General features: G+C 65.0%; 23 protein-coding genes and 1 pseudogene. 4 read left to right on the top strand and 20 right to left on the bottom strand.

Translation table 11 applies throughout. The features are described from left to right. The 6 genes from MSTE_RS10470 to pafA all read right to left on the bottom strand — a co-directional run bounded on the left by MSTE_RS10470 (nt 1) and on the right by pafA (nt 7,480). On the bottom strand, nt 1–2,742 hold the full coding sequence (locus MSTE_RS10470) for a DEAD/DEAH box helicase (protein ID WP_096500999.1): 2,742 nt from the start codon (nt 2,740–2,742) through the stop codon (nt 1–3). Continuing rightward, nucleotides 2,739–3,611: a twin-arginine translocase subunit TatC gene (tatC, locus tag MSTE_RS10465; protein WP_162291621.1), complete on the bottom strand. Its 873-nt coding sequence runs from the start codon at nt 3,609–3,611 to the stop codon at nt 2,739–2,741. The genes MSTE_RS10470 and tatC overlap by 4 nt, the downstream gene beginning before the upstream one ends. Nucleotides 3,612–3,720: 109 nt before the next feature. Beyond that, a complete protein-coding gene (tatA, locus tag MSTE_RS10460; protein ID WP_044104701.1) occupies nt 3,721–3,987 on the bottom strand; it encodes a Sec-independent protein translocase subunit TatA in 267 nt (88 codons plus the stop codon). Between the two features lie 58 nt (nt 3,988–4,045). Continuing rightward, the gene (locus MSTE_RS10455; protein WP_096500995.1) at nt 4,046–5,026 is read right to left on the bottom strand and encodes a helix-turn-helix transcriptional regulator; all 981 of its coding nucleotides are present in this window, start codon (nt 5,024–5,026) and stop codon (nt 4,046–4,048) included. Further along, nucleotides 5,023–6,024 (bottom strand): helix-turn-helix transcriptional regulator, encoded by a 1,002-nt coding sequence (locus MSTE_RS10450; protein WP_096500993.1) that lies wholly within the window; start codon nt 6,022–6,024, stop codon nt 5,023–5,025. Before MSTE_RS10450 ends, MSTE_RS10455 begins: the two co-directional genes overlap by 4 nt. Nucleotides 6,025–6,121: 97 nt before the next feature. Beyond that, on the bottom strand, nt 6,122–7,480 hold the full coding sequence (gene pafA / locus MSTE_RS10445; protein ID WP_096500991.1) for a Pup--protein ligase: 1,359 nt from the start codon (nt 7,478–7,480) through the stop codon (nt 6,122–6,124). A gap of 166 nt (nt 7,481–7,646) precedes the next feature. Between pafA and MSTE_RS10440 the strand changes: the two genes are divergently transcribed. The 3 genes and pseudogenes from MSTE_RS10440 (at nt 7,647) to MSTE_RS25730 (ending at nt 11,747) form a co-directional block, all read left to right on the top strand. Beyond that, nucleotides 7,647–8,891, top strand: coding sequence for a glycosyltransferase (locus MSTE_RS10440; RefSeq protein ID WP_030095623.1), 1,245 nt, complete (start codon nt 7,647–7,649; stop codon nt 8,889–8,891). Between the two features lie 27 nt (nt 8,892–8,918). Next, on the top strand, nt 8,919–10,394 hold the full coding sequence (locus tag MSTE_RS10435) for an amidase (protein ID WP_096500989.1): 1,476 nt from the start codon (nt 8,919–8,921) through the stop codon (nt 10,392–10,394). A 142-nt stretch (nt 10,395–10,536) separates the two neighbouring features. Next, nucleotides 10,537–11,747 (top strand): annotated as a pseudogene (locus MSTE_RS25730) (ankyrin repeat domain-containing protein). A gap of 11 nt (nt 11,748–11,758) precedes the next feature. Here MSTE_RS25730 and MSTE_RS10425 read toward each other — a convergent pair. From MSTE_RS10425 to dop, 10 genes are all read right to left on the bottom strand, one after another. Further along, nucleotides 11,759–11,944 (bottom strand): hypothetical protein, encoded by a 186-nt coding sequence (locus tag MSTE_RS10425; RefSeq protein ID WP_057968018.1) that lies wholly within the window; start codon nt 11,942–11,944, stop codon nt 11,759–11,761. A gap of 255 nt (nt 11,945–12,199) precedes the next feature. After that, the gene (locus MSTE_RS10420; protein WP_408645884.1) at nt 12,200–13,036 is read right to left on the bottom strand and encodes an ABC transporter ATP-binding protein; all 837 of its coding nucleotides are present in this window, start codon (nt 13,034–13,036) and stop codon (nt 12,200–12,202) included. Next, on the bottom strand, nt 12,993–14,021 hold the full coding sequence (locus MSTE_RS10415) for a taurine ABC transporter substrate-binding protein (protein ID WP_096505724.1): 1,029 nt from the start codon (nt 14,019–14,021) through the stop codon (nt 12,993–12,995). The genes MSTE_RS10420 and MSTE_RS10415 overlap by 44 nt, the downstream gene beginning before the upstream one ends. After that, nucleotides 14,018–14,884: an ABC transporter permease gene (locus tag MSTE_RS10410; protein WP_096500985.1), complete on the bottom strand. Its 867-nt coding sequence runs from the start codon at nt 14,882–14,884 to the stop codon at nt 14,018–14,020. The genes MSTE_RS10415 and MSTE_RS10410 overlap by 4 nt, the downstream gene beginning before the upstream one ends. 125 nt (nt 14,885–15,009) lie before the next feature. Beyond that, the gene (locus MSTE_RS10405) at nt 15,010–16,203 is read right to left on the bottom strand and encodes a WXG100 family type VII secretion target (protein WP_096505722.1); all 1,194 of its coding nucleotides are present in this window, start codon (nt 16,201–16,203) and stop codon (nt 15,010–15,012) included. 1 nt (nt 16,204) lies between these two features. Further along, nucleotides 16,205–16,567: a hypothetical protein gene (locus tag MSTE_RS10400; RefSeq protein ID WP_096500983.1), complete on the bottom strand. Its 363-nt coding sequence runs from the start codon at nt 16,565–16,567 to the stop codon at nt 16,205–16,207. A gap of 136 nt (nt 16,568–16,703) precedes the next feature. Beyond that, nucleotides 16,704–17,504 carry a proteasome subunit alpha gene (gene prcA, locus MSTE_RS10395; RefSeq protein ID WP_096500981.1) on the bottom strand — a complete coding sequence of 267 codons (801 nt, stop codon included), beginning with the start codon at nt 17,502–17,504 and terminating at the stop codon, nt 16,704–16,706. Then, complete coding sequence (gene prcB / locus MSTE_RS10390) at nt 17,501–18,349, bottom strand: proteasome subunit beta (RefSeq protein WP_096500980.1); 849 nt, start codon at nt 18,347–18,349, stop codon at nt 17,501–17,503. Before prcB ends, prcA begins: the two co-directional genes overlap by 4 nt. Beyond that, nucleotides 18,346–18,540, bottom strand: a complete 195-nt coding sequence (locus tag MSTE_RS10385; RefSeq protein WP_030095612.1) for a ubiquitin-like protein Pup — start codon at nt 18,538–18,540, stop codon at nt 18,346–18,348. The genes prcB and MSTE_RS10385 overlap by 4 nt, the downstream gene beginning before the upstream one ends. 90 nt (nt 18,541–18,630) lie before the next feature. After that, a complete protein-coding gene (gene dop, locus MSTE_RS10380; protein WP_096500978.1) occupies nt 18,631–20,127 on the bottom strand; it encodes a depupylase/deamidase Dop in 1,497 nt (498 codons plus the stop codon). Nucleotides 20,128–20,219: 92 nt separating this feature from the next. Between dop and MSTE_RS10375 the strand changes: the two genes are divergently transcribed. After that, nucleotides 20,220–21,044 (top strand): class I SAM-dependent methyltransferase, encoded by an 825-nt coding sequence (locus tag MSTE_RS10375; RefSeq protein ID WP_096500976.1) that lies wholly within the window; start codon nt 20,220–20,222, stop codon nt 21,042–21,044. Nucleotides 21,045–21,121: 77 nt separating this feature from the next. Here MSTE_RS10375 and MSTE_RS10370 read toward each other — a convergent pair whose 3' ends face one another. The 4 genes from MSTE_RS10370 to MSTE_RS10355 are packed head-to-tail and all read right to left on the bottom strand — an operon-like array spanning nt 21,122 to nt 25,515. Continuing rightward, a complete protein-coding gene (locus MSTE_RS10370; RefSeq protein ID WP_096500974.1) occupies nt 21,122–22,180 on the bottom strand; it encodes an aminotransferase class I/II-fold pyridoxal phosphate-dependent enzyme in 1,059 nt (352 codons plus the stop codon). Beyond that, nucleotides 22,159–23,172 (bottom strand): 3-oxoacyl-ACP synthase III family protein, encoded by a 1,014-nt coding sequence (locus tag MSTE_RS10365; RefSeq protein ID WP_096500972.1) that lies wholly within the window; start codon nt 23,170–23,172, stop codon nt 22,159–22,161. The genes MSTE_RS10370 and MSTE_RS10365 overlap by 22 nt, the downstream gene beginning before the upstream one ends. After that, entirely contained in the window at nt 23,169–23,828 is a 660-nt protein-coding gene (locus tag MSTE_RS10360) for an SRPBCC family protein (protein WP_162291619.1), read from the bottom strand. Before MSTE_RS10360 ends, MSTE_RS10365 begins: the two co-directional genes overlap by 4 nt. After that, nucleotides 23,815–25,515 (bottom strand): thiamine pyrophosphate-binding protein, encoded by a 1,701-nt coding sequence (locus MSTE_RS10355; protein ID WP_162291618.1) that lies wholly within the window; start codon nt 25,513–25,515, stop codon nt 23,815–23,817. The genes MSTE_RS10360 and MSTE_RS10355 overlap by 14 nt, the downstream gene beginning before the upstream one ends. Nucleotides 25,516–25,716: the final 201 nt, after the last annotated feature.

The following is a 25,716-nucleotide window of genomic DNA, read 5'->3' as shown; positions in this document are numbered from 1 at the left end:
TTATGTGCCATCAACGGCAACGACGCCACGCCGCACGTCGGCGACCGCGGCCCTCGCCACCGAGCGCAGCTCGGCATCCGGCGCTGCCTTGTTGATCTGGTCGAGCAGATCAACCACTTGCCGGCACCACCGCACGAAATCGCCTGCCGGTAGCGCGGTGCCCGTATCACCGGCCGCCTCCAACGATGCCGCCAGATCACCGGTGGTCGCCCATCGGTGTACCGCCGCGACGAAGCCCTCATCGACCTCGCGGGTGGGCGCGAGCTGATGCCGCTGTTCGTCGTGACGCAACCGGGCCAGCGCTCGGTGGGTTTCGGCGAGCGCCGCGCGCAGTGCCGCGGTGGGGGCCTCCCCCGTCACCGATACCGCGTCACCACGCGACTCGTACAGCACGGCCGATGCCACGGCCGCCAGTTCCGCGGGTTTGAGCCCCGCCCACAGTCCGCGCCGCAGACATTCGGCCACCAGCAGATCGCTCTCGCTGTAGATGCGGGCCAGCAGCAAGCCGTCCTTGGTCACCTTCTTGCCGAGTTCGGAGCTGTCCTGGACGTATCCACGTTCGGTCAGCAGCGTCAGAATGCGGTCAAAAGTGCGCGCGAGTGAGTTGGTCGCGGCCGACACCTTCTTCTGCAGTTGTGCGTTATCGCGTTCGATGCGCAGATAGCGCTCGGCCGTCCGCGCCAGTTCCTCGCGGTTGGGAGCGTGGTGCACCGGATGCTCCCGGATTTCTCGACGCAGCCGTTCGACCTCGACGCCAAGATCTGAACCATCAGCACCCGGGTCGTTCTTGCGTCCCTTTACGGGTTGCGGCCTGCGCACCCGGCCCTCGTCCAGCGCCGATCGCAGGGCCGACGCCACGTCACGGCGCACCTTGGGCTGGCGGTGCTCGACACGCTTGGGCAGGCTGATGGATCCGAGCGGTTCCGCGGTTCCCGAGTAGTCCGCCGATGAAATCCTTCCGGCCCAACGATGTTCGGTCAACACCAACGGACGCGGGTCATCGTCGTCGTGGGCCGGCTCCAGCACCACGGCCACTCCGTTGCGACGGCCGTGGGGTATCGCGATGACATCGCCGCGCTTGAGGGCGGCCAAGGCATCGTTGGCCGCACCACGACGCGCCAGCCGTGAGCTGCGCGCAGCGGCCCGCTCACGCTCGGACAGCCTGCCACGTAACCGGACATATTCCAGGGCGGCACCGTCGTGCCCGTCAATCTCCTTGGCGATCTCGTCCAGCATCTTCTTGCCGCGTTCGATACCGCGGACCAATCCCACCACCGAGCGGTCGGCCTGGAACTGTGCGAAGGATCGCTCCAGCAGTTCGCGCGCCGGATCCGGACCCATCCGGTGCACCAGATTGATCGTCATGTTGTACGACGGCGCAAATGAGCTGCGTAGCGGGAAGGTACGCGTGGAGGCCAGACCCGCGATCTCGCCGGGTTCCACCTCGGGCGTCCACAGCACGACTGCGTGTCCCTCGACGTCGATCCCGCGTCGGCCCGCCCGCCCGGTCAACTGGGTGTACTCCCCTGGGGTCAACGCCGCGTGCTGCTCCCCGTTGAACTTCACCAACCGTTCCAGCACCACCGTGCGCGCGGGCATGTTGATACCCAATGCCAGTGTCTCGGTAGCAAATACCGCCTTCACGAGCCCCTTGGTGAACAGTTCCTCGACGGTGTGCCGGAACACCGGCAGCATGCCCGCATGGTGGGCGGCGATACCGCGCAGCAGCCCCTCACGCCACTGCCAGTAGCCGAGCACATCCAGATCCGCCTCGGGCAGCCCCTCGGTGCGGCGGTCGATGATGGCGACGATCTCCCGCCGGTCCTCCTCGGTGGTGAGGCGCAACCGGGATCGAAGGCATTGCGCCACAGCGCCATCGCAACCAGCACGAGAAAAGATGAACGTAATCGCCGGAAGCAGGCCGTCCTCGTCGAGCCGGGTGATGACCTCGGGTCGCGACGGCGGGCGATAGAGCGTGGGAGGGCGCCCGCCACGATCTTGGGGACCGCGGCGGCGTGGGCGGTCGAAGTCTGCGAAGCGATCGGCCTGGCGCCGCTGGGCTATGTAGCGGGTGAGCTCCGGGTCGACATCGGTCTTCTTGCCGTCGTAATCAAAGAGATCGAAGAGCCGCCGCCCGACCATGACGTGCTGCCACAACGGGACCGGCCTGGTCTCGTCGACCACGACGGCGGTGTCTCCGCGGACCGTCTTGATCCACCCGCCGAATTCTTCGGCGTTGCTCACTGTGGCCGACAGACTGGCCAGGGCCACCTCTTCGGGCAGGTGCAGAATGACTTCTTCCCAGACCGCACCGCGGAATCGGTCGGCCAGGAAGTGCACCTCGTCCATGACCACATACGAAAGACCATGCAGTGCTGGTGAATCCGCATACAGCATGTTCCGCAGTACCTCGGTGGTCATCACCACCACCGGAGCATCGGAGTTGATCGAGGAGTCTCCGGTGAGCAGGCCGACCTTCTCCGGTCCGTACACCGACACCAGGTCGTTGTACTTCTGGTTACTCAGCGCCTTGATCGGGGTGGTGTAGAAGCACTTGCGTCCGGCCGCCAGAGCCAGGTGCACCGCGAATTCTCCGACGATGGTCTTACCCGCGCCGGTGGGTGCACAGACCAGCACACCATGGCCGTTTTCCAGCGCCGTGCAGGCGCGGACCTGAAAGGGATCGAGAGCAAAACTCAGCCCTTGGGAGAACGCACTGAGTTGGGTTCCGATGCTGGTCACTTGCCCATGTTGTCAAACCGCTCGGGAGGACCGATCGGTTCGGGCGCGGCAATGGCCTCGGGAGCATCCAAAGCAGAGGCCTCGTCATCGCTGAGCTCCTGCGCGGCCTCCCGTTTGGCTTTGCGCCTGTCGTGTATCCGGGCCACCTGAATGGAGAATTCCAGCAGCACCGTCAGCGCGAGGCCCAGCGCGGTCATCGTGAACGGATCCGATCCCGGGGTCGCGAAGGCCGCGAACACAAAGAGGCCGAAGATGATGCCCCGGCGCCAATTCTTGAGCTTGGCGTAGGACAGGATCCCAACGAAATTCAGCATGACGAGCAACAGCGGGAACTCGAAGCTGACACCGAAGACCAGCAACACGTTGATGAGGAAACTGAAGTACTCGTCACCCTTGAGCCCGGTGACCTGGACGTCACTGCCCACCGTCAAGAGGAAGTGCAGGGCCTTGGCCAGCACCATGTAGGCCAACAGCGCGCCGGCGACGAACAGCACCGTCGCGGCGGTGACGAAGATGACCGCGAATTTGCGTTCGTTGCGATACAGGCCCGGCGTGATGAACCGCCAGATCTGGTACAGCCACACCGGACAGGCCAGCACCACGCCAGCGGTCAGGCCTACCTTGAGGCGCAGCATGAACTGCTCGAAAGGTGCGGTTGCCAGCAGTCGGCAGGCCCCATCCGCGCTCAAATTGGCGCGGGCGCTGGCCGGCAGCGAACAGTACGGTCCGCGCAACCACTCACCGAGGCTTTCCACGCCGAACATCGCGTGCTCGTACCAGAAGAACCCGACGATGGTGGTCAGCAGGACGGCCGCCACCGAGATCAGCAGGCGGGTGCGCAGCTCCTGCAGATGCTCGATGAGCGACATCGTGCCGTCGGAATTCTTGGGTTGTCTGGACTTTCGCAGCCCAAGAGCACCCAGGACCTTGTTCATGAACGCATGACCTATCCGGCCGGCCTATCGCGGCGGAACGCGGCTAGGCAGTGGGCTTGTGACCGGGAGTCGATTCGATCGGCGGTGCCTCCACCGCGGTAGCGGGTGGCACTTGCTGCTGCTCCACCGCTGGTGGGGCGTCGGCCGCCTTCGCGGAATTTCCCTCGTTTTGCAGTTCCTTGACTTCCGATTTGAAGATCCGCAGCGACTTACCCAGCGAACGCGCGAGGTCGGGCAGCTTCTTGGCTCCGAAGAGCAGCGCGAATACGACAATTACGATCACCCAGTGCATGGGTTGTAGACCGCCCAATGTGGTCACCTCCTCTGGCGTCGTGTCTGCCTTGATGCTACCCCAGGGCCGATCTCGGTCAGCTGGCCTGATACGCCGCCAGCGCCGCCGCCGCGTCGGTACGCACTCGTCGCGCCAAGGATTCCGGCGCCAGCACCCGGATCGCCGAACCGAAACCGAGGATCAGCCGCGCCATCCAGTCCTCGGAGGCATAGGTCATGGCGGCCTCCACCGATCCGTCGGCATGCTGGACACCGGTGGGCCGCATCGGGAAATAGTCGAAGACCCAGGATGCACTCGGCCCGACCAACACCGTCGCGGCCGGCAGCGAGGGGTCCGCCTCGAACAGGCCGGTGTCGGTGGCCGTCTGGACCGCAGGCGCAGGAGGTGTCGAACGCTGGTCGAGAACCTCGGCCTGTTCGATCCTGTCGAACCGGAACAACCGCACCCCCTCGGAGGTGCGACACCAGGCCTCCAGATAGCTGTGATCCCCCACGACCGCGATCCGAATGGGGTCGACTATCCGCTCCGACAAGGCATCTCGTGATGCCGAGTAGTACTCGATGCGCAGTGCCTTGCGGTTGCGCACGGCACTGCGCACGGCGGAGACCGCCTCGGACTCCACGGGAGCCGCCGGTGAAGCGTTCGATTCGGTGCTCAATTCTCTTCGCCCGGGCGACTCATCGCCGGCCCCCGCCGCGTCCTCGATCTTGGCGATAGCGCTGCGCGCGGCCTCCGGGTCGACGGTGCCGGGCATGTCCAGCAGAGCGCGTAAGGCGACCAGCAGCGCCGTCGCCTCGGGCGAGGTGAGGCGCAGCGGACGGTCGATGCCGGCTGAGAACGTGACCTCGATGCTCTCCTCGGAGAAGGAGAGATCGATCAGATCGCCGGGACCGTAACCGGGCAGGCCGCACATCCACAGCTGGTTCAGATCGGCCATCAGCTGCTTGGTGGTGACGCCCAGGTCCGCGGCCGCATCGGCGGCGCTGATACCCGGATTGGCCTGGAAATACGGAACCATGTTGAGAAGCCGGGTCAGACGATTCGACAGCTCTGTCATGCCGTGACTCCTGCGTGCTCCTGAAGGCGAGCGATGACCTCATCGCGCACCTGTGCCGGTTCCAACGCGACCGCATCGGCACCGTGGGAGGCGACAGAGCGAACCAGGCGGTCGGGTGAGGCCACCTCGATCTCCACCACATCGCCGTCGCGTTCCCCCAGCCGTCGTGGTTCGACCACGGCACCCATCCGGCGCAGTTCCTGGGCGCGCCCCTCGGCGATCCACACCCGCGCGGTGATGCGCACCGGCCCATCGCCGACGGCCCTGGCCACGATGGCGCGCAGATCCACCCCCTCGGGGCGGCGCACCGTGCCAGGCTTTTCCAGCATCGTGACGTCCTCCCCGATGCGGGAGAGCCGGAACGTGCGGGTGGCGTTGCGGTCTCGATCATGTCCGACGAGGTACCAGCGGCCACGATCGGTGATCACACCCCACGGCTCCACGGTGCGCGTGACATACGGCTCGGCGCGTGAGGGCCGGTGACCGAACTGCACTGCCTGACCGGAGTCGATGGCGGACAGCAGGATTCGCAGCACCGATTCCGAACCACGACCACCGGGCATTGCTAGGTTTGACGTGGACCCCGCCACCGAAACGTTCTCGGCGGTGGGGTCGACGTCCACGCCCGCCGCGCGCAGTTTCATCAGCGCGCCCTGTGCGGCGGTGACCAGCTCGGGCGACTGCCACAGCTGCGTAGCGACCGCAACGGCCGCGGATTCATCGGCGGTGAGAGTGATATCGGGTAGCTCGTAGGCGTCGCGACGGATGCGGTAGCCCTCGGTGGCGTCGAAGGACGACACTTTGCCCGTTTCCAGTGGGATGCCCAGGTCGCGCAGTTCGTTCTTGTCGCGCTCGAACATCCGGCTGAAGGCCTCATCGCTCGGCGAGTCCGAGTAGCCGGCCACAGAGGTGCGGATTCGTTCTGCGGTGACATAGGTGCGGGTGGACAGCAGGCAGATCACCAGGTTCATCAACCGCTCGACTTTGGAGATCGCCACGGCGGAAAGCTTAGAGGAAATCGGCACGTCAGCCCGGAGCGCATGCGGGAGTGTCCGAATGTTTGTTCGGACCCGACCCAAACGCCGAGAGCGAGCGCTACATGCTGGCGATGAGCCGTTCCACCCGCTCGTCAACCGACCGGAACGGGTCCTTGCACAGCACCGTGCGCTGCGCCTGGTCGTTGAGCTTGAGGTGCACCCAGTCGACGGTGAAATCGCGGCCGGCTTCCTGGGCTGCGGTGATGAAGTCACCGCGCAGCTTGGCGCGGGTGGTCTGCGGCGGCTGATCGACGGCGGCCTTGATCTCCTCATCGGTGGTGATGCGAGCGGCCAACCCCTTGCGCTGCAGCAGGTCGAACACGCCCCGGCCACGCTTGATGTCGTGATAGGCCAGGTCCAGCTGAGCGATCTTCGGGTCAGACAGCTCCATGTTGTAGCGGTCCTGGTAGCGCTGGAACAGCTTGCGCTTGATCACCCAGTCGATCTCGGTGTCGACCTTCGAGAAGTCCTGGCTCTCAACAGCATCCAGTGTGCGGCCCCAAAGTTCGACGACCTGCTCCACCTGCTCATTGGGCTCTCTGGTGTTGAGGTGTTCCACAGCCCTCGCGTGGTATTCGCGTTGAATGTCCAGCGCGCTGGCCTGACGCCCCCCGGCGAGCCGGACGGGGCGGCGGCCGGTGAGGTCGTGGCTGACCTCGCGGATGGCTCGGATCGGGTTGTCCAGCGAAAAGTCCCGGAATGCCACACCCGACTCGATCATCTCCAGTACCAGCGCCGCGGTGCCCACCTTGAGCATGGTGGTGGCCTCGGACATGTTGGAGTCGCCGACGATGACATGCAGGCGCCGGTACTTCTCGGCGTCGGCATGTGGCTCGTCGCGCGTGTTGATGATGGGGCGGCTACGCGTGGTCGCCGAGGACACACCTTCCCAAATATGCTCGGCGCGTTGCGATAAGCAATAGGTCGCCGCCTTGGGTGTGAGCAACACCTTGCCCGCCCCGCAGATCAACTGGCGGGTGACCAGGAACGGCAGCAGCACATCCGAGATCCGGGAGAACTCCCCGGCCCGCACGATGAGGTAGTTCTCGTGGCAGCCGTACGAGTTGCCCGCGGAATCGGTGTTGTTCTTGAACAGGTAGATGTCGCCGCCGATGCCCTCGTCGGAGAGGCGCTGTTCGGCGTCGATGAGCAGATCTTCCAGGACACGTTCTCCGGCGCGGTCATGGGTGACCAGCTGCACCAGGCTGTCGCACTCGGCGGTGGCGTACTCGGGGTGGCTGCCCACGTCGAGATAGAGCCGTGCGCCATTACGCAGGAAGACGTTGGAGCTGCGCCCCCAGGACACCACCCGGCGGAACAGGTAACGGGCGACCTCGTCCGGGCTCAATCGCCGGTGGCCGTGAAATGTGCACGTGACGCCGAACTCGGTCTCGATCCCCATAATTCGACGTTGCACACCATCGAGCCTACTGGGTGAGGCCGTCGACAGCGGGGAGGCTGGCCTTTCTCGAGGCCATCTGTCTGGGTATCTCAGCAGCACGACCGGCGATCCGATACCGTTCGGTTCGGGTTGGGCCCGGTTTCGTCCGCGCCGTATTGGCATACAACGACAGGTTTCGACAATGCATATTGCGCTGTTCACCGATCTTCACCCTGAGAGCCTGGGCGGGGCGCAGATCTCGGTGGCACGCCAGCGTCACGGGCTGGAACGGCTGGGACACAAGGTGACGGTGTTCACCGCACCGCTGGCCCACACCGTTGACCCCGACCCGAACGTCGTCGAGGTCAAGCCGGTGCCGTTCGTGGCAGAGGCGATGCGCAAGCTCGGCAAGCACGACGATTTCACCTTCGTATGGCCCGGAGCGGCGAACAAAGAACTGATCGATCGGGAGCTTCGCGCCCGCGGACCCATCGACATCATCCATAGCCAGGGTGACCTGGGCGTCTGCATCGCCGGCGTGGAAGCGGCCCGCCGCAATGGCATCCCGGTGGTGCAGACCAAGCACACCCGATACGACGTGTACTTCGAGAAGGCCAGCCCCAATCCCCTGCTGTTGGCGTGGATCTTCAGCCAGATGCAGGAGCGCCATCTGCCCAAGGATTTCCACCTGACGACGGTGCAGGAGTCGGCCGCATCGCGGCGGGCGTGGCAGCTGATGATGGCGCAGGCGCAGGCGGTGGATCACGAGATCACCCCGACGACACACTTTGCCCAGGCCCTCACCGATCGCGGGCTGCGTCGGCCGATTTCGGTGGTGTCCAACGGCGTGGACGACGAGCTGGTCGACATCGCCCGTGAAGCAGCGGACGACAAGCCGACCGACGACGAGCCGCTGCGGCTGATCTGGTGCGGACGGCTGTCCCCGGAGAAGCGGGTACTGGAGGCCGTAAAGGCCGCCACCCAGGTTCAGAACTGTGTCATGGATATCTACGGCGACGGCCACCTTGAGCACGCCATCAAGAAGTACGTCGATTCACACGGAGCGTCGCACCGCATCCGGTTGCGCGGCCGGGTCAGCCAGGACAGCTGCCTGGCGGCGATGGGAGCCAGCAGCGCCCTGCTGTTCACCTCCTACGGTTTCGACACCCAGGGACTGGTTCTGCTGGAGGCGATTTCGATGTCGACTCCGGTGATCTTCTGCGACGAGATCCTGGGCGAGTCGGTACCCGACGGCGGTGGCCTGGTGACGGAGAACGAATCCGTCGAGGCCATTGCCAAGGCGATCCGGGCGTTGGCCGATGACCGCGCCAAGCTGCGGCAGATGACCGAGGTGGTCGCCGCGCACCAGGACGAGCCGCGGCAGTCGCTGCAGACCGAGAAGATTGTCGCCATCTACAACGATGTGTTGAAGAAGGCCAACGCCTGACCCCGTGAGGCCGCATAGGCTGGCCGAGTGGACTTCTCCGAATACTCCCGATACGACGCCACCGGCCTGGCCGAGCTGGTGGCCACCAAGCAGGTCACCCCGGCCGAGCTGCTCGCCGCGGCCCGCGCACGTGCGGTGGCGGTCAATAACAAGATCACGGCCATTGTCCGGACCATTCCGGAGGCGGATAAACAGGTCGAGGGCGAGCTGACCGGTCCGTTCGCGGGGGTTCCTTTTCTCATCAAGGACCTCGGCCAGGACTACAAGGGCCACCCGACGTCGGGAGGGTGCCGGGCGTTGTCCACCCTTCCCGCGCCGGAGCATTCCACCATCGTGCAGCGGTGGCTCGACGCCGGTCTGGTCATCTTCGGCAAGACCAACACTCCCGAGTTCGGCTCGAAGGGCATCACCGAGCCGGAACTTTTTGGTGCTAGCCGCAATCCGTGGGATTTGGGCCGCACACCCGGCGGATCATCGGGTGGTTCCGCGGCCGCCGTCGCGGCGGGAATCGTGCCGGTGGCCGGCGCCAGCGACGGAGGCGGGTCCATCCGTATCCCCGCGGGATGTTGTGGTCTGGTGGGCCTCAAGCCGGGACGCGGCATCACTCCGATGGGTCCGGCGGCCGGCGAACCCATGCACGGTGCGGCCGTGAGCGGCACGGTCTCGCGCACCGTCCGCGATACCGCCGCCATGCTCGACGTTATTGCCGGACCGGATGCGACATCGCCGTATCTGCCTGCCATACCCGCGGATTCGTACGCCTCGCAGGTGGGCAGGGATCCGGGAAAGCTGCGGATCGGGGTGCGCATCCCGACCGTCATCACCCCCAACCCCGATCCGGCGGCCGCGGCCGCGGTCGAGGCCGCGGTACGGGTTCTGACGCACCTGGGCCACGAGGTGGAAGAGGTGAGCGCCCCCTACGACGATGGGCAGCTGGCGCGCGACTTCCTGCTGACCTGGTTTGTGCACGCCGCCTACGAGGTGGACGACACCAAGCGGCTGACCGGGGCCGGTGACGAAGGGTTCGAACGCGACACCCTGCTCATCGCTGCACTGGGCCGTGCCACCAGCGGACCCGATTATGTTGCGGCCGTGGAGCGCCGACACAACTATGTGCGGGAGCTGGCCACCTTCTTCGGCGACTATGACCTGCTGCTCACGCCCACACTCGCCAAGGTTCCACCGAAGATCGGCGAGTTCAACCTTCCGGCACCGCTGGCGGCGGTGTCCGATCTGTTGTTGCGCACGAGGACGGCCCGTATGCTCAAGTACGCCAACATCGTCGACAGCATGATCAACGATAATCTCGGCTGGGTTCCCTACACCCAATTGGCGAATCTGACTGGGTGCCCCGCGATTTCCCTGCCGCTGTATCAAACCCCGAAGGGGCTCCCACTCGGTGTGCAGTTCGTTGCCCCACTGGGCGGCGAATCACTGCTCATCCGGCTGGCCGCCCAGTTGGAGGCGACCGCACCGTGGGCAGACCGCCGCCCCACGCTCTAGCGCGGTAATGTGGACGCCGGGCGTGCAGGAGCGCCCGGTGTCCGCCCGAAGAGGCTCAGCCTCCCTGCTTTTCTTGCACTGGTTTACCGACCTCTTCTCGCACCTGGTCTCGCGGACATCGGGCACACGAGAGGAGGCCGTTATGGCCAGCACCCTTCCCACCAATCCGTCACTTGATCGCCTCCGTGATGAGGCGCGCGGGCTGCAGCGCGCGGTGCGAACCGCCGACCCTGAGGCGGCCGGCGTGGTGCGTCAACACCATCCACGTCCCGATATCGCATTGGCAGGCCAACAATTCGCACTGCACGATGCTCAGCTGACAGTGGCCCGCCGCTACGGATTCACCGGCTGGCCCGCGCTCGTGCACTACGTGGAGCTTGCCGCCGGACTCAGCACCGATCCCAGCGCGGTGTCCGAGGCGGCGCTCGACACGGCCGACCGATTCTGCGCCCTGGCGTCGCTGCGATACGACGAGGACGATGAGCCGCCCCGTTGGCAGGCGGCCGCGGATCTGGTGGCCGCCGATCCCGCCCTGGTGGATCGGCATGTATGGGCTGCCGCCTCGGCCGCCGACCCGACCGCGCTCGCACAGCATCTGGCGGCGCACCCAACACTGGCGAGCACGAATGGTGGTCCATACCAATGGTTTCCGCTGATGTACCTGTGCTACGGGCGCGCACGGAGCAGCAGACGGTGGCTGCCGCGCGCCTGCTTCTGGACGCCGGCGCCGATCCGAACGCCGGATACCTCTGGCGCGGTCTGTCCACTCCGTTCACCGCGCTGACGGGGGTGTTCGGCGAGGGTGAGCAAGGGCCGGGACGTCAGCCCCGGCACCCCTTCGCCGAAGCGCTGGCCACCGTTCTGCTGCAGCGCGGCGCACACCCGGTGGATCAGCAGACCCTCTACAACAGGATGTTTCGCCCCGACGATTCGCATCTGGAGCTGCTGTTCGCCCACGGGCTGGCCGATGCCGGGGCGAGCCCGTGGGAACTCCGCCTCGGCGAGGCCATGGAGACCCGTCAACAGATGTGGCGGCGGCAGGTCGACTGGGCCGCCGAGCACGGGTTCTCCGACAGGCTGGAACTGCTCGCACGGCATGGAATCGACACCGCGGGTGCCACCCTCGTGGCACCCGCCTTCCCCACCGACGTCAACGCCCGCGACGACGAAGGCGCGACGCCGCTGCATCACGCCGCCTGGGCGGGCGACCTCGGGTTGATCCGGAGGCTTCTGGACGCAGGAGCCGATCGCACACTCGCCGACAACCGTTTCAGCACAACGCCGCTGCAATGGGCAGAGCACGCGTACCAAATGGAGGCGGCAAAACTACTGCGGGACAACGGTCGCGGATAAGCGCACCGACACTAGGCGGAGTCCCTGAGTCGCTGCACGTCGTGCTCGACGCAGCCCACCTCGTCGGCCGCCTGCGTAACCGATAGAGCGGGATTCAGCAGAATCCGCAGTTCACTGGGGGTAAAGGTCGGCTCGATTTCCCAGGGCGCATGATCCCACCCGGTTTCGCTCATGCCGACGAAGAGTTCTTCGCTCATTTTCGATCCTCAGAACAAGGAGAAGTAAGAACGGGACACCACGATGAGGGCCCAGCTGAGGTGAGCTTCTTCGCCCACCCGTGACGTATGCCAGTAATGCTAGCCTCGCGCGTCAACCAGATACAGCACCGTCCCGATAACACTGCGTAACGAGTCCGCTCGCCCTGTGGCACAACCATGTTAACGGGTGCGCAACCGTGCACACTCGAGGCCGGACACTCGTCGGTTCGACCTGCCGCAAACTGTTCGCGCGCGTCAGGCGGCAGCGGCCTTGACGGCCTTGCCCACCTCGGCACGCAGTTCGGCGTACTCGGGAGAACGGCGTAGATCGTCGGGGTCGATGCCGGTTCTGGGCAGGTTCACCGGAATGTCCAGTGCCACTTGCCCCGGGCGGCGGGTCAGCACGACAATGCGCGACCCGAGGAAGGCAGCCTCGTCGGCGCTGTGTGTGACGAACACCGTGGTGCGGCCCGACTCGGCACTGACCTGCCGGACATCTTCCTGGAGACGCTCGCGGGTGAGTGCGTCGAGCGCCGCGAACGGCTCGTCCAAGAGGAAAAGCGGGGTCTCTGCGGCGAGGGCCCGGGCGATAGCCACCCGCTGCTGCTGGCCGCCGCTGATCTCCCAGATGCGCCGACTCGCGGTGCCCTCCAGCCCGACGCGGGTGAGCAGTTCGTCCCGGCGCTGTACCCATCGATCCCGAGGCACCTTTGCATACTTCAGGGCGAGTTCGACGTTGCCTCCCACGGTGCGCCAGGGGAACAGCCGCGGCTGCTGAAAGACGACTCCGGAGGTGATGCCGGGGGTGGGCGCATCGCCGGCCACCTGTACGGCACCCTCGCTCGGTGATTCGAATCCGGCCAGCAGCCGCAACAGGGTGCTCTTTCCGCAGCCCGAGGCCCCGACCAAGACCAGAAAGGTCCCCGGATCGACGGTCAGATCCACCGGGCCCAGCGCCGTGGTCCTGTCCGCGCCGCTGCCGTAGCGGTGCGTGACGCCGCTGATCTTTATTGATCCGGTTTTGCTTTCCTGGACAGTGCTTTCCACATCATTTGCCAATGACACCGGGTAGGCCTTTCGTGTAGACGGCATTCTCGAATGTCGACAGTGGCGCCGCAGCGGGGATCTGTTTCTGTTCGGCCAGGAACTGTGACGCACTCTGCAGGTCCACGGCGATATGGCCCGGCTTTCCCTGTTCACCAAGCCATTTCGGAGACGCGACCTCACCGGGAGTTAAGTAGATCCCCTGCTTGAGCTGGCCCGCCACCTCTTGTGGAGTGAGCCCGGTCTCGGCGGCGATGGCCTTGGCCGCCGCACTCGGATCGTCATGAATGAGTCTCAGCGCCCGTGCCTGCTGCTGGCGCCACACGTCGACGATCTCCGGGTGCGCGTCGGAGAAGACGTTGGCCACGGCCGCGAGGTCAAGGGTGGGTTTACTCCCCTGGGCCAGCTGTCGGCTGGTGATGAGATCCCTACCGTTCTTGCGCACCTGGTCCACCGTGGGCAACCAGGTGTAGACGGCGTCGACGTCACCGCGGTCGAAGGCCGCCAGCGCGGCTTGTGGCTGCAGATCCACGAGCTGAACATCCTTGGCGGACAGTCCGTTCTGAGCCAATGCCGCCAACAGGCTGTAGTGGGCGGTGGAGGCAAAGGGGGTACCCACGCGCTTGCCCCGCAGGCCCGCGATCGTCGTGACACCGCTGCGATTGCTGGCCACCAGGGCCTCGTTGTCACCCGCGACATCGAGAACGAAGGCCACCCGGTACGGGATGTTCAAGGGAGCCGACAATCCCCGCGCGAAGGGACTTGAGCCCAGCGATCCGAAGTCCAGCTCCCCGGCGATGAATGCGGTGTTGACATCGGCACCGGAGTCGAACCGCGTCCACTTGATGTTGTAATCGGGTAAAGCCGTTTCCAGCCAACGGTTTTGCTTGACCACAAGGTCGCCGCTCGGGAAGTTCTGATACCCGATGCGGATGGTCGGTTTACCATCCTGCAGGCCCGAGTGGTCGATGGCGCATCCGGACAGGAGCCCGATCGCCACCATCAGCGCCGCCGCGATTCGGCCCGCTCTCATACCTTTCCCCTCCACGGCACCGCACGGCGCTCCACAGCCCGCAGCGCCGCGTCGATGATCAATCCCGAGATCCCGATCGAAAAGATTCCGACGAGTACCACCGGCGTGTTGTTGTAGTTGCTCGCGTCTTTCACCAGACCGCCGATTCCGGGTATGCCGTTGAACAATTCGGCGGCGACCACCGAGGAGTACGCCATACCCACCGCGAGCCGAACTCCGGTGAATGTCTCCGGCAGCGCCGCGGGAATGACAACGTCACGAGTCACCTGCCAGCGGGTGGCGCCCAGCGCGCGGGCGGCCTCCACGAGCCCGACCGGTGCGGCCACCACGGCGGCGGTGGTGGCGACCGCGACCGGTGGCAGCGCCGCCAACGCCAGCAGCGTGATCTTGGGGGCCTCGTCGATGCCCAGCCAAATGACCAACAGGAAGAAGTACGCCAACGGCGGCAGCGTGCGCAGGAACGTCAGCCACGGCTCGAGCACGCTGCGCACCCAGCCGACCGATCCCATGACCAGGCCCAGCAGCACGCCACCGGTGACGCCTATGACGACACCGAAAAGCAAGCGGCGCAGCGTCATATACAGATGTTCGGCCAGCAGGTAGCCACCGTATCCATGCACGCCGTCATGGTTGGTGGAGACCTCGATGAACGCGTGCCACACGCTGCTCGGATACGGCACGAAGGTCTGGTTCCACATGCCGCTCACCGCGGCCAGCTGCCAGATACCGACGAACACGACCACCGAAAGCAGCGGCAGAGCGGCGCTGGTCAACCGGCGGCACCACTGCGACGGGCGCCGGGCTGCTTCCTTCGATTCGGCGGGCGACTCTTCGGGGGGAACGATGTCGACGAATACAGACACTATGCGAATGGCTTTCTGTGGCTAGGCGCGATGGGACGGCGTCAGACAACAGCAGCTATCAGCAGAGGGTGTCGAAGGCACCCGGTATTGATACCGGCGCAAACCCGGACACTCAAGGGTCCGGCTCAGCGCGAACGAAACCCGCGGCGGGGCGGTGGCCCGAGATCGTCATCGGGCTCGTGCTCCCACAACCCGATGACCGGGGCCGAACCCTTGGGTAACTCCCCAAGCAGCTCGCGGGTGTTATCGCTATTCACGAGATATCCCGGGCTGTAGTGCTCGTTTTCGTCCCCGCGCCGCTGGTTCGTGTGCGACGGATACGCACCCATCATCGGCATCATCGCACCCCACGGCCGTATCGCCGCCCCTGCACCGATACCGCCGGCACTCATCGGCGTTGATCCCGAGCCGAGTGGCGGCATTCGATCAGGGGCAAGCGGCTGACGGCTCGTGGGGGTCGCCGATTCGAACCCGGCACTGCGGGTTGGGTTCTCACTCCAGAGCGGATCACGCATCCAGTTCCGGTGGGAGTAGACATCATCTTCACCGAGCTCGTCCACCCCCGATCCGGATTTCTGCCTGGAGCCGAAATCATTGCCCGGGAAGGGATTACCCGGATTGCCCGCCGCTATGAGAGGTACCTGCAGCGGCATACCGGCACCGCCCTGGGACATCGTCTCTTGCGGATTCATCTCCGGCTCGCCCAACGCCCACCGCGCCAGGAACTCCCCGGCCCTCTCGGCCTGTTCGTCCCGCGACGAGTCGACCACCGCTGCCACACCAGGGCCAGATCCGAAACGAAGTCGTTCCCGGGGGCCAACCAGTTGGGCAACCGCATTTCCGGCCTGCACGGCCGGCCCGCTGTACACGACGCGCACCTGCTCCAACGCTCGTTCCCATAGGTCGAGGTCATCGGCGACCGAGGCTCCCCGACCGACCGGCACGCCCAGCCGACCCACTGGCGCGCCGGTGCTCGGGGACACGACCTGCTGCTGTAACTGACCCGCCGCGCGAGCCAGCACGTCCAGACCAGCGGACAGGGTGGTGGCCTCTCCGAGTGCCACCCGCGAGTTCTCCACGTACGCCTGCATGGTGCTCAGCGCTGCCCGCGCCCCAGCGCCGCTCCAGCGCTCGCCGATCATCGCCGTCACGTCCTCGAGAAATGTGGTGAGCAGCGAATCAAGCTCACTCAGAGCACTCTTCCAGTCGTTGGCGACGCGCTTGATACCGTCGGGCTCCATCCGCGCCTGCAGGTCCATGATCGCCTCGTGGCTCCACTTGTCGCCGTGCCATTCATCGGGTCGCACTGTGCCGGCCATCTCACCGCCCTGCCTTCCGGGCGCCATCGGCCGAGTTGGTGTCGATATCGAGGTAGGCGTCCCCGATGCGCCGGAACGTTTCGGCGAACTCGGTAAGAACGGACCGATGCTGTTCGAGAACGGCGGTCAGCGATCCCATGGGCGCCCGGACGGCGTCGTGAACGACCTGGTGCCATCCCCGTCCCTCCGCGCAGTCGCCGAAGATGGCATGGCCGACGGGTGAGATGGTGTCCAGACGCGAAATGACGCCCGCAAAAGCGCTCCGTAGCAGCTCGCAGCGCGCGGCCAGCTCCTCACAGGCGCCGTCTGCCAGTCGCAGCGTCGCGAGATCGATGTATGCGTCCTTGTCGGTGGTGACGGACATGACTGCTCCTACCTGAAACGAAACGGGTTCGATACAGGTACGACCACCGACGTCCGCTCACGGTTCCGTCGATTTCAAGCTGTGGATAACTTCCGGGACGCGGTGTTATCGGCCCGCGACGCCACACGCGGGCTAGCTAACTATCCTTGGAATCCTTGGAGTCTTTGGAATCCTTCGGATCGCCAGCCTCGGGGCCCGGATCGCCACCGCCCTCGATCTCCCCCGGGGAGAAGTCCTCGGGCAAAAGCGCTTCCAGCGCGGCGCCCTTGATCCGACGGAAGGCTCTGCGGGGACGGCTCTGTTCCAGCACCGCGACCTCGAGTCCGCCCAGCGCCCGGCCCTCAGAACCGTTGGCGCCTGCCGTCCCTGCCTGCAGTGCCTTCACCGCGAAACCCACCGCGTCCCTGAGCGCGGCTCCCTCGGCGTAGCTCTCCTTGAGCGAGTTGATCACCGGCTCGGTGTTCCCGCCCATGACCACCCAATACGGCTCATCGGCGATCGACCCGTCATAGGTGATCCGGTACAGCACCGGATCGGTGTCCCGGCCGTGATGGGCCACCTCACCGACACACAGCTCCACCTCATACGGTTTGGCCTGCTCGTTGAAGATGGTGCCGAGTGCCTCGGCATAGATATTGGCCAGCTGCCGTCCACTCACGTCGCGACGGTCGTAGGCATAGCCGCGCATATCGGCCCACTGAATACCACCGCGGCGCAGTCGGTCGAACTCGTTGAACTTTCCGACAGCGGCGAAACCGACCCGGTCATACACCTCGCTGACCTTCTGCAACGAGTTGGACGGGTTCTCGGCGACAAACAACACGCCATCGGCATAGGTGAGCGCCACGACCGAACGACCGCGGCTGATTCCCTTGCGCGCCAACTCGGAACGGTCGCGCATGAGCTGCTCGACCGAGGCATAGTACGGAAAAGTCATGAGGGATCACCACTTTCGGCCGCTTCGGTCCGCTTCTGAATGACCTCGCGCGCGATGCGTTCGATATCGGCCTCGGGCACCCGAATCGCTCCGCCGGAATCGATACGAATGGCCGTCGGGAACACCCGGCGCACCAGATCTGGTCCGCCCGTTGCCGAATCGTCCTCGGCGGCGTCGTACAGCGCCTCCACCGCCACCGCCAGCGCACCCAGTGCGTCGCCGCCAGACTTGTAGAGCTTCTTGATCGATGATTTCGCGAACACCGAGCCCGAGCCCACCGCCTGGTACCCGTCGCTCTCCACGTGCCAACCGCCCGCAACATCGAAAGACACTATGCGCCCTGCGGTTTCACCGTTGGGGTCGTCGATGTCGTAGCCCACCAGCAGCGGCACCGCCACCAGCCCCTGCATGGCCGCGGCGAGATTGCCACGCACCAAAGCCGAGAGCCGATTGGCCTTGCCGTTGAAGGTCAGCGGCACACCTTCGAGCTTCTCGTAATGCTCCAGCTCGACGGCGTACAACCGCGCGAACTCCACGGCGATGGCAGCGGTTCCCGCAATGCCGGTCGCCGAGTAGTTGTCGGTGATCTGCACCTTGTCGATATCGCGGTTCGCGATGTAGTTGCCCTGGGTGGCGCGCCGGTCACCGGCGATCAGGACTCCACCTCGGTACGTGAGCGCCACGATGGTGGTGCCGTGCGGCAGGTTCATGATCACATCACTCGATGCCTTTCCGAGTGCCGGAAGCAACTCCGGCGCCTGAATCCTCAGGTACTCGGAGAACGAGGAAAGGTGCGAGTGTCGGGTGAACTGCTGGGGCGCGATCGAATCATCGCGCCAGATCACTGGCCACCCTTTTGGACGTACGCCCGCACGAAGTCCTCGGCGTTCTCTTCCAGCACGTCATCGATCTCGTCGAGCAGATCGTCGGTGTCCTCCGCCAGCTTTTCGCGGCGCTCCTGCCCGGCCGGTCCTCCCAGGTCGGTGACATCGTCCTCGTCACCGCCACCACCGCGCTTGGTCTGCTCCTGCGCCATCGCTGCCTCCTGACTGCTAGGTCGGTTCTGTTCAGCCTACCGGGCAGCGCCCACGACGTGACGTTTCGCAGGCGTGCGTCGCCGAACCCATTATGTGGTGAGCTGATCGACCAGTTCAGCAGCCGAATCGACCGAATCCAGCAGCGAGCCCACATGGCTCTTGCTGCCGCGCAGCGGCTCCAGCGTTGGAATCCTGACAAGCGAATCCCCGCCCAGGTCGAAGATCACCGAGTCCCAGCTAGCGGCGGCAATGTCGGCACCGAAGCGGCGCAGGCACTCGCCACGGAAGTAGGCGCGGGTGTCCGACGGGGGCCGCGTCACCGCGTCCAACACCTGCTGCTCGGTGACCATCCGCTGCATGGACCCGCGGGCCACCAGCCGGTTGTACAGACCCTTGTCCAGGCGTACATCGGAGTACTGCAGGTCGACCAGATGCAGGCGCGGCGCCGACCAGCTCAGATTCTCGCGTTGCCGGAATCCTTCCAACAGTCGCAGCTTGGCGGGCCAGTCCAGCAAGTCGGCGCATTCCATCGGATCGCGCTCCAGCAGATCGAGAACCTTGGCCCACACCTGCAGCACGTGGTCGGCCTGCGGATCCGGATCCCGGGATGCGACCAACTCGGCCACCCGCTCCAAGTAAATACGTTGCAGCGCAAGGCCCGTCAGCTCTCGTCCATCCGCGAGCGCCACGGTGGCCCGTAGCGATGGATCACGACTGATCACGTGCACCGCGTACACGGGCCGCGCCAGGGCCAGGTCCGAGAGATCGGCCCCGGATTCGATCAGGTCGAGCACCAGCGAGGTGGTACCCACCTTGAGGAACGTCGAAGTCTCTGCGAGGTTGGCGTCTCCGATGATGACGTGCAGGCGTCGGTACTTGTCGGCGTCGGCATGCGGTTCGTCGCGGGTGTTGATGATGCCCCGCTTGAGAGTGGTTTCCAGACCGACCTCGACCTCGATGTAGTCGGCACGCTGCGACAACTGAAAGCCCGAGTCGTCGCCGGAGGGCCCGATTCCCACTCGGCCGGACCCCGTGATTACCTGGCGCGACACGAAGAAGGGCGTCAGGCCCGCGATGATCGCCGAGAACGGCGTCTGACGGTCCATCAGGTAGTTCTCGTGGGTGCCGTAGGAGGCGCCCTTGCCGTCGATGTTGTTCTTGTACAGCTGCAGCCGCGCGGCGCCGGGCACGCTGGCGACGTGGCGGGCGGCGGCCTCCATCACGCGTTCACCGGCCTTGTCCCAGATCACCGCGTCGAGCGGATTGGTGCATTCGGGCGCCGAATACTCCGGATGGGCGTGATCGACGTACAGGCGGGCACCGTTGGTAAGGATCATGTTGGCCGCCCCGACCTCGTCGGCATCGACGATGGGGGCCGGACCGGTCGTGCGCCCCAGGTCGAACCCGCGGGCATCACGCAGCGGTGACTCCACCTCGTAATCCCATCGGGTGCGCTTGGCGCGCTGGATCCCCGACGCCGCGGCGTACGCCAGCACGGCCTGTGTGGAGGTGAGGATCGGGTTGGCGGCAGGGTCCGTGGGGGACGAAATGCCGTATTCAACCTCGGTACCGATGATCCGTTGCATGACGCTCAGCCTAGAGAGGTGGAGCTGAACACCACGCCGGGGACTGTTCAGACTGCTCTGCGCGCCGCCGAATCCGCATTAGCGTCGGGTTCATGAGCCACCCCGAGAAGATCCATGTCGATCTCAGCGGAGCACCGCAGACCATGTTGGCGACGTTCTACGCCAAGGCGTTGGACGCCGATCTGCCGAAGCCGATCCTCGGCGACCGGCTGGCCCGTGACATCGCCGACCGCATCGACTACGACTGGTCCAAGACGACCATCACCGCGGGTAGGTCGCCGGCCGTCACCACCCGTTCCGCACACTTCGACGGCTGGGCCCGCGCCTTTCTGTCCAGGCACGCCGAGGCCGTGGTGCTGCATCTGGGCTGCGGTCTCGACGGCCGGTTCTTCCGGCTGAACCCCGGTGCGGGAATCCAGTGGTACGACGTCGATTACCCCGACGTGGCCGCGCTGCGCAGCCGGCTATATCCGATACGCGACAACTATCACGTCGTGTCCGCATCGGTGACCGATCCGGCATGGCTGGCGAACATTCGGGGCGACCGGCCGGTGCTCGCGATCGGAGAGGGGCTCACCATGTATCTCACGGAGGCCGACGGCATCGCCCTGTTTCGCCGGATTGTTGATCACTTCCCCTACGGGGAACTGCAGTTCGATGCGTTCAACAGATTCGGCATCAAGACGCAATGGTCGAATGCGGTGGTGCGACGCTCGGGAGCGACCCTGCATTGGGGTATCGACCGTCCCGAAGACATCGTTTGCAAGATCCCCAAGCTGCAGCTCCTCGAGTGGGAGTCACCCTTCGACTCGGAGACCTTCCAGCAGACCAGGACCGCGTATCGACTTCTCGCCAAAGCGATGTCGCTGTCGCCGACGCTGCGGTACATGGCGCAGTATCACCGCTACGCATTCTGAGAAGTGGGGTTGGCCGCGGCGGTCCTTGCCGTTTCGGGGCCGGCAATCGGGGGGACGGATCGCCGCGGCCAACCAGTCTATGACGCCGGTCTACTCAGCTGCGGCGCCGCGCTTTCGCCGATCTCGTCGACCTCCAGCAGCCGCCGCGCGACGATCGCCATCTCTCGTGGGTCGCCGACCGTGAGCCGCACACCGCCATCGGGGTATTCCTTCGCGACAACGTCATCGGTTCCCAGGATGGACATCCAGCGCTCGCCATCGCCGCGGGCCGGCAGATACACGAAGTTGGCATGGGAATCCGGGATGTGCGCACCCATCTGAGCGAGCCGTTCCCTGAGCCGATCACGTTCGTAGACAATAGAATCGACCCGCAGTCTCAGCTCGTCTTCGGCCGCATACGATGCTGCCACCGCCACAGCCGCCGCACGGTTCATACCGAACGGGAGTTGGTATCTACGAATGACACCACAGACCGCGGGAGCGGCCAACCCATAACCGATGCGCAGCCCCGCCAACCCGTATGCCTTCGAGAAGGTACGCAGCACCACCAGGTTCGGGTGTATCGCAATAAGACGCGGAATATCCAGATGTGCATCGGGATCCACGAATTCGATATAGGCCTCGTCGAGGATCACGACACTGGTCGGCGGCGCCTCGCGGACAAACTCATAGACCTGCTCCGCCGGTATCAATGTTCCGGTCGGGTTATGGGGCCGGCATAGCACCACGGCGGCGGCATCGGCGTCGTACGCCGCACCCAGTAGCTCATCCAGATCTGTAATCCCATTATCTGCCAGTGGAATCGGAACTTGGATCAGCCCGGCGATATCGGCCAGTATCGGATAGCCGTCAAATGTCGGGTGCGCAAAGACCAGCGAATCACCCGGCTGGCACAGCGCCTGCAGCACCTGTAGCGCGACGCCGGTGGCGCCGACGCCCACCACCACTTCCTCCGGTGTCAAGCCCACCCGTTCGGCGATCAGTCGCGGAAGCACCACGGGCAAGAACTCGGGGTACCGATTCACCTCCGCAATGTCATGCCTGAGCGCATCGCGCACCGATGGCAGTGGACGATAGGGATTCTCGTTCAATGCCAATCGGAGTGGACTGACCGTCACAGGCCCCTCCCTCCCCACCGAACTGCCGCCGCTGCCGCGTAGTCACCGGCGTGGGCGAAACCTGCCAGCATCACCGTGGCGCCGGACTTGACCTGGCCATCGGAGATCGCCTGATCGAGAGTGTGCGGAATGCCCACCCCGAAGAGGTTGCCGCACTCGTCGAAGGTGTCCGGGTGCTTCTCCCGGGGCAGCTGCAGGGCATCGCGCCAGTTCCGCAGAAATATCCGGTTCGGCTGGTTGGTCACCAATGCGTCCAGATCCGTTGACGGAACCCCGATTCGATCGCAGACGGCCAGGGCCACCTCGGGCACCATCCGGTTGCCTCGGGCCAACACCTTGCTGATCTTGTGCTCGGTGAATGCCACCCTCCCCTGCCCTGCCCCGGCCTCCCAGTACTTGCGATGAGGCGTCACCGCGTACGTCATATCGCCCGCGAACTCGCCGAAGTTCCGCGTCTCGATGCCCAGCACCGGGGAACTTCCGTCGCGGGTGATCAGCGCCGCGGTGGCGCCGTCTCCCGGTATCGAGGCCTGCGCGGTGGAGCGCACCTGCTCTTGCACGAAGATCTGGCCGGCCGCATTCTGCATGTTCACGATGAGGGCCGAACGGGCGCTCGACAAGGCCATCATCTGCTGCACGAGCTTGAGCATCAGAACGAACGAGACGCAGCCACCGTTGTGCACGTCCAGAATCCACTCCGGGCGGATCTGCAGCCTGTTCGCCACCTCCCCACCACAACCCACGAAGGGCAAGTCGGGCAGCTGGGTATGCGTCAGCAGAATGTCCACCTCGTCCAGCACACTGTCGCCGTGCCGATCCTTGAGTCCGGCAACCGCACGCTCGGCCATGTCCACCGCGGACTCGTCGGCGGCGACGTGATGCCGGTAAGCCGGGCTACGGAACATGACGTTCTCCGCCAGATCGTCATCCTTGGCGTACTGCGCGAAATAATCGGCGCTGACCCGGTTCTCGGGAAGATAGCTGGAGATATCGAAGATGCTGATGGTCATTTCATCCACTCCGGAACGATCGGAAGCCCATGGCTGTGGCGATACTCGGCGATGGCCTTGAGATTCAGCAGTTCCAACAGGTGACCCGCACCGAACATGTCCCAGAAGTCGCCCACCCACGGCTTGCGTTGGGGCGGAGCGGTTTCCGGATAGGGATTCTCGTCATAGAACGGGTGGTGACAGTTGGTCCACAGCACCACGGAGCCCGGCTTGTTAAGCACGATCTGCGCGTCGACCACCCGCATGAGATAGATCATCCAGAGGTGATCGCCCTGATCCCAGGCACAGTGATAATCAACGGTTCCGGATTCGACGTTCGATTCCGTGCGGGTGTAGATCAGCGTGTCCGACCCCAAACGGTCATGCGCGACCCACAACCCGGGCTCATCGGTCTCCTCGAAGCCGCGCAGGCTATAGGTCCACTCCTCCAGGCAACGGGTGTCGGACAGGTAACGATGCAACTCGTCGGGTGGGCAGTCCACATACTCCTGGACGGTGCAGAACGGGCCGAACACCTGGTCGTGCGGATACACCGACCGCATCATGTCCATGATGATCGGCGTCGCCTTCTCGCGCGGCGAGGTCTCGATCCGATGCACCCCGGGCAACGCGTCCTCGGTACCCGCGTCGGCAGCGATATCACTAAGCGCGGGCAAGGCTTTCAGGCCAGGCTTGGATGCTTCGGTAATCGTGTCGGTCATGCGTTTTCTCCTTAGCGATATCGGATGACAGGAACGGGGCAAACGGGGGTATCTCATCGGTGGAACAGATGACCTCCACCAGAGAGGGACCGTTATGGGCGATCGCCGCATGCATGGCGGCCTCGAAATCGGCCACGGTATCGGCCGAACGGCACATCAGACTCGGGAACATCGCGGCCATCCCGGCCCCGATATGCGAGGGCGTGAATCGGTTGAAGCTGTACTCCCCTCCGTAATACAGCTGCTCACGGGTGACGCACATGGCATGTGCGTTGTTGTTGACAATGACGAATGTCACCGGCAGCCGATGTTCGATTGCCGTGTGAATCTCCATGCCGTGCATGAAGAATGCCCCGTCGCCCGCGACCACCACGGTGCGGCCACCCCGCGCGAACGCACAGCCGATGCCCGCACCGAAGGCATACCCCATGCCGCCCATGCCGAGTGCGACCACGTAACGGCCTCGGTGCCGGGCGCCCAGGTAGTGCACCGCGGCGGCGCCGGTGTTACCCGCGTCGACGAAGATATCCGCTTCCGCAGGAATCACCCGGTCGAGCACATGCATGCCGTCGTGGTACCTGACACCGTCGCCATCATGCGAAGGCGGTTCCAGATGAGCTGGCGCGTAGAGCGTTTCACTGTCCGATGAGTCCGCGCGCGCCGGGACGGCCGCGGCGAGCCGAGCCAAGGTCGATGACAGGTCCTCGGTCTGCAGGTGACGGGACGGGATATGTGGTGTCGCGGAGCCGATCGAGAGCACCGGGGTCGTGGCGAAGTCGACGCCGCCTCGGGTCATCACGGGCATTGTGGTCCCGATGCAGACACATGTCACACCATGGCGCAGCACCCCCTCGACGGCCGGGTGTCCCATCACTCCGATGACGCCCAGCAGCCGTGGATCATCGCCGTCTACAGCATCTTTGGCGTCGGGCGACACCGCGACGAAGGCATCCAGACGATCGAGGAGATCCGACAGCTCGTCGCGAGCATCGTGCCGCGCCACCTCGGGCCCGGCCACCACCAGAATCCGGCCCGGTGTATCGGCCAGATGCTTGGCGAAGTCGGCAAGCTGGGCGGGCACCGCCCCGGGCCGAACGTGCGGCTCCGGCATCTGCGGCGGGGCGTGCAGGCGTGCCTGCTGGACGTCTTTAGGTATCAAGAGAACCGCCGGCAGACCGTCCCGAATCGCGGCCAGGGCATGGCCGAGCGCCTCGGCGATTTCTTCGGGATGTTCCACCCGGGTGCAGTAACCGGAGATGGGCCGGAAAACCGCCTGCAGATCCATGCTCCCGGCGCGCCCACTGCCATCCTGAAACGCCCCGTTACCTTCCAGAGGGCGCGGCGGCTGGCCTACGATCGCCAGCACCGGCACCCCGCTCGCATACGATTCAGCAAGCGCAGGAACGAGATTGACAGCGCCACCACCTGAGGTCGCAGCTACCACACTCATCCGCGAGGTGGCACGCGCATAGCCGTCGGCCATGGTGCCCGCCGAGAACTCGTGCTTGGCGACGACAGCCTGTATTCCCGGCGTGTAGTGCACGGCATCGTAGAGATCCTCGATGTTCGCACCGTCGACTCCGAAGACGACATCGACATGATGACGACGCAACTCCAGGACGAGCCAGTCAACCAGTCGCATGGTCCCATTCCCGTTCCCGAGCGCGATGTCGCCGGCCATGAGGCTCCGGGCACGTATCGGGATGGTCATGACTAGTACACGACTGTCACACGTGACCGGTTCAACAATCCGGAAGAAAAAGTGATCAAGTTATCTCAATCATGTGATGGCACAATATGAATCGCATTTCAGGTAACGCCGATATGGGCACGTCAAAGCGCC

Source organism: [Mycobacterium] stephanolepidis, from assembly GCF_002356335.1.
Classification (GTDB): Bacteria; Actinomycetota; Actinomycetes; order Mycobacteriales; family Mycobacteriaceae; genus Mycobacterium; species Mycobacterium stephanolepidis.
The sequence above is the reverse complement of the archived record's forward strand: the minus strand, read 5'-3'. Positions and strand labels throughout refer to the sequence as shown.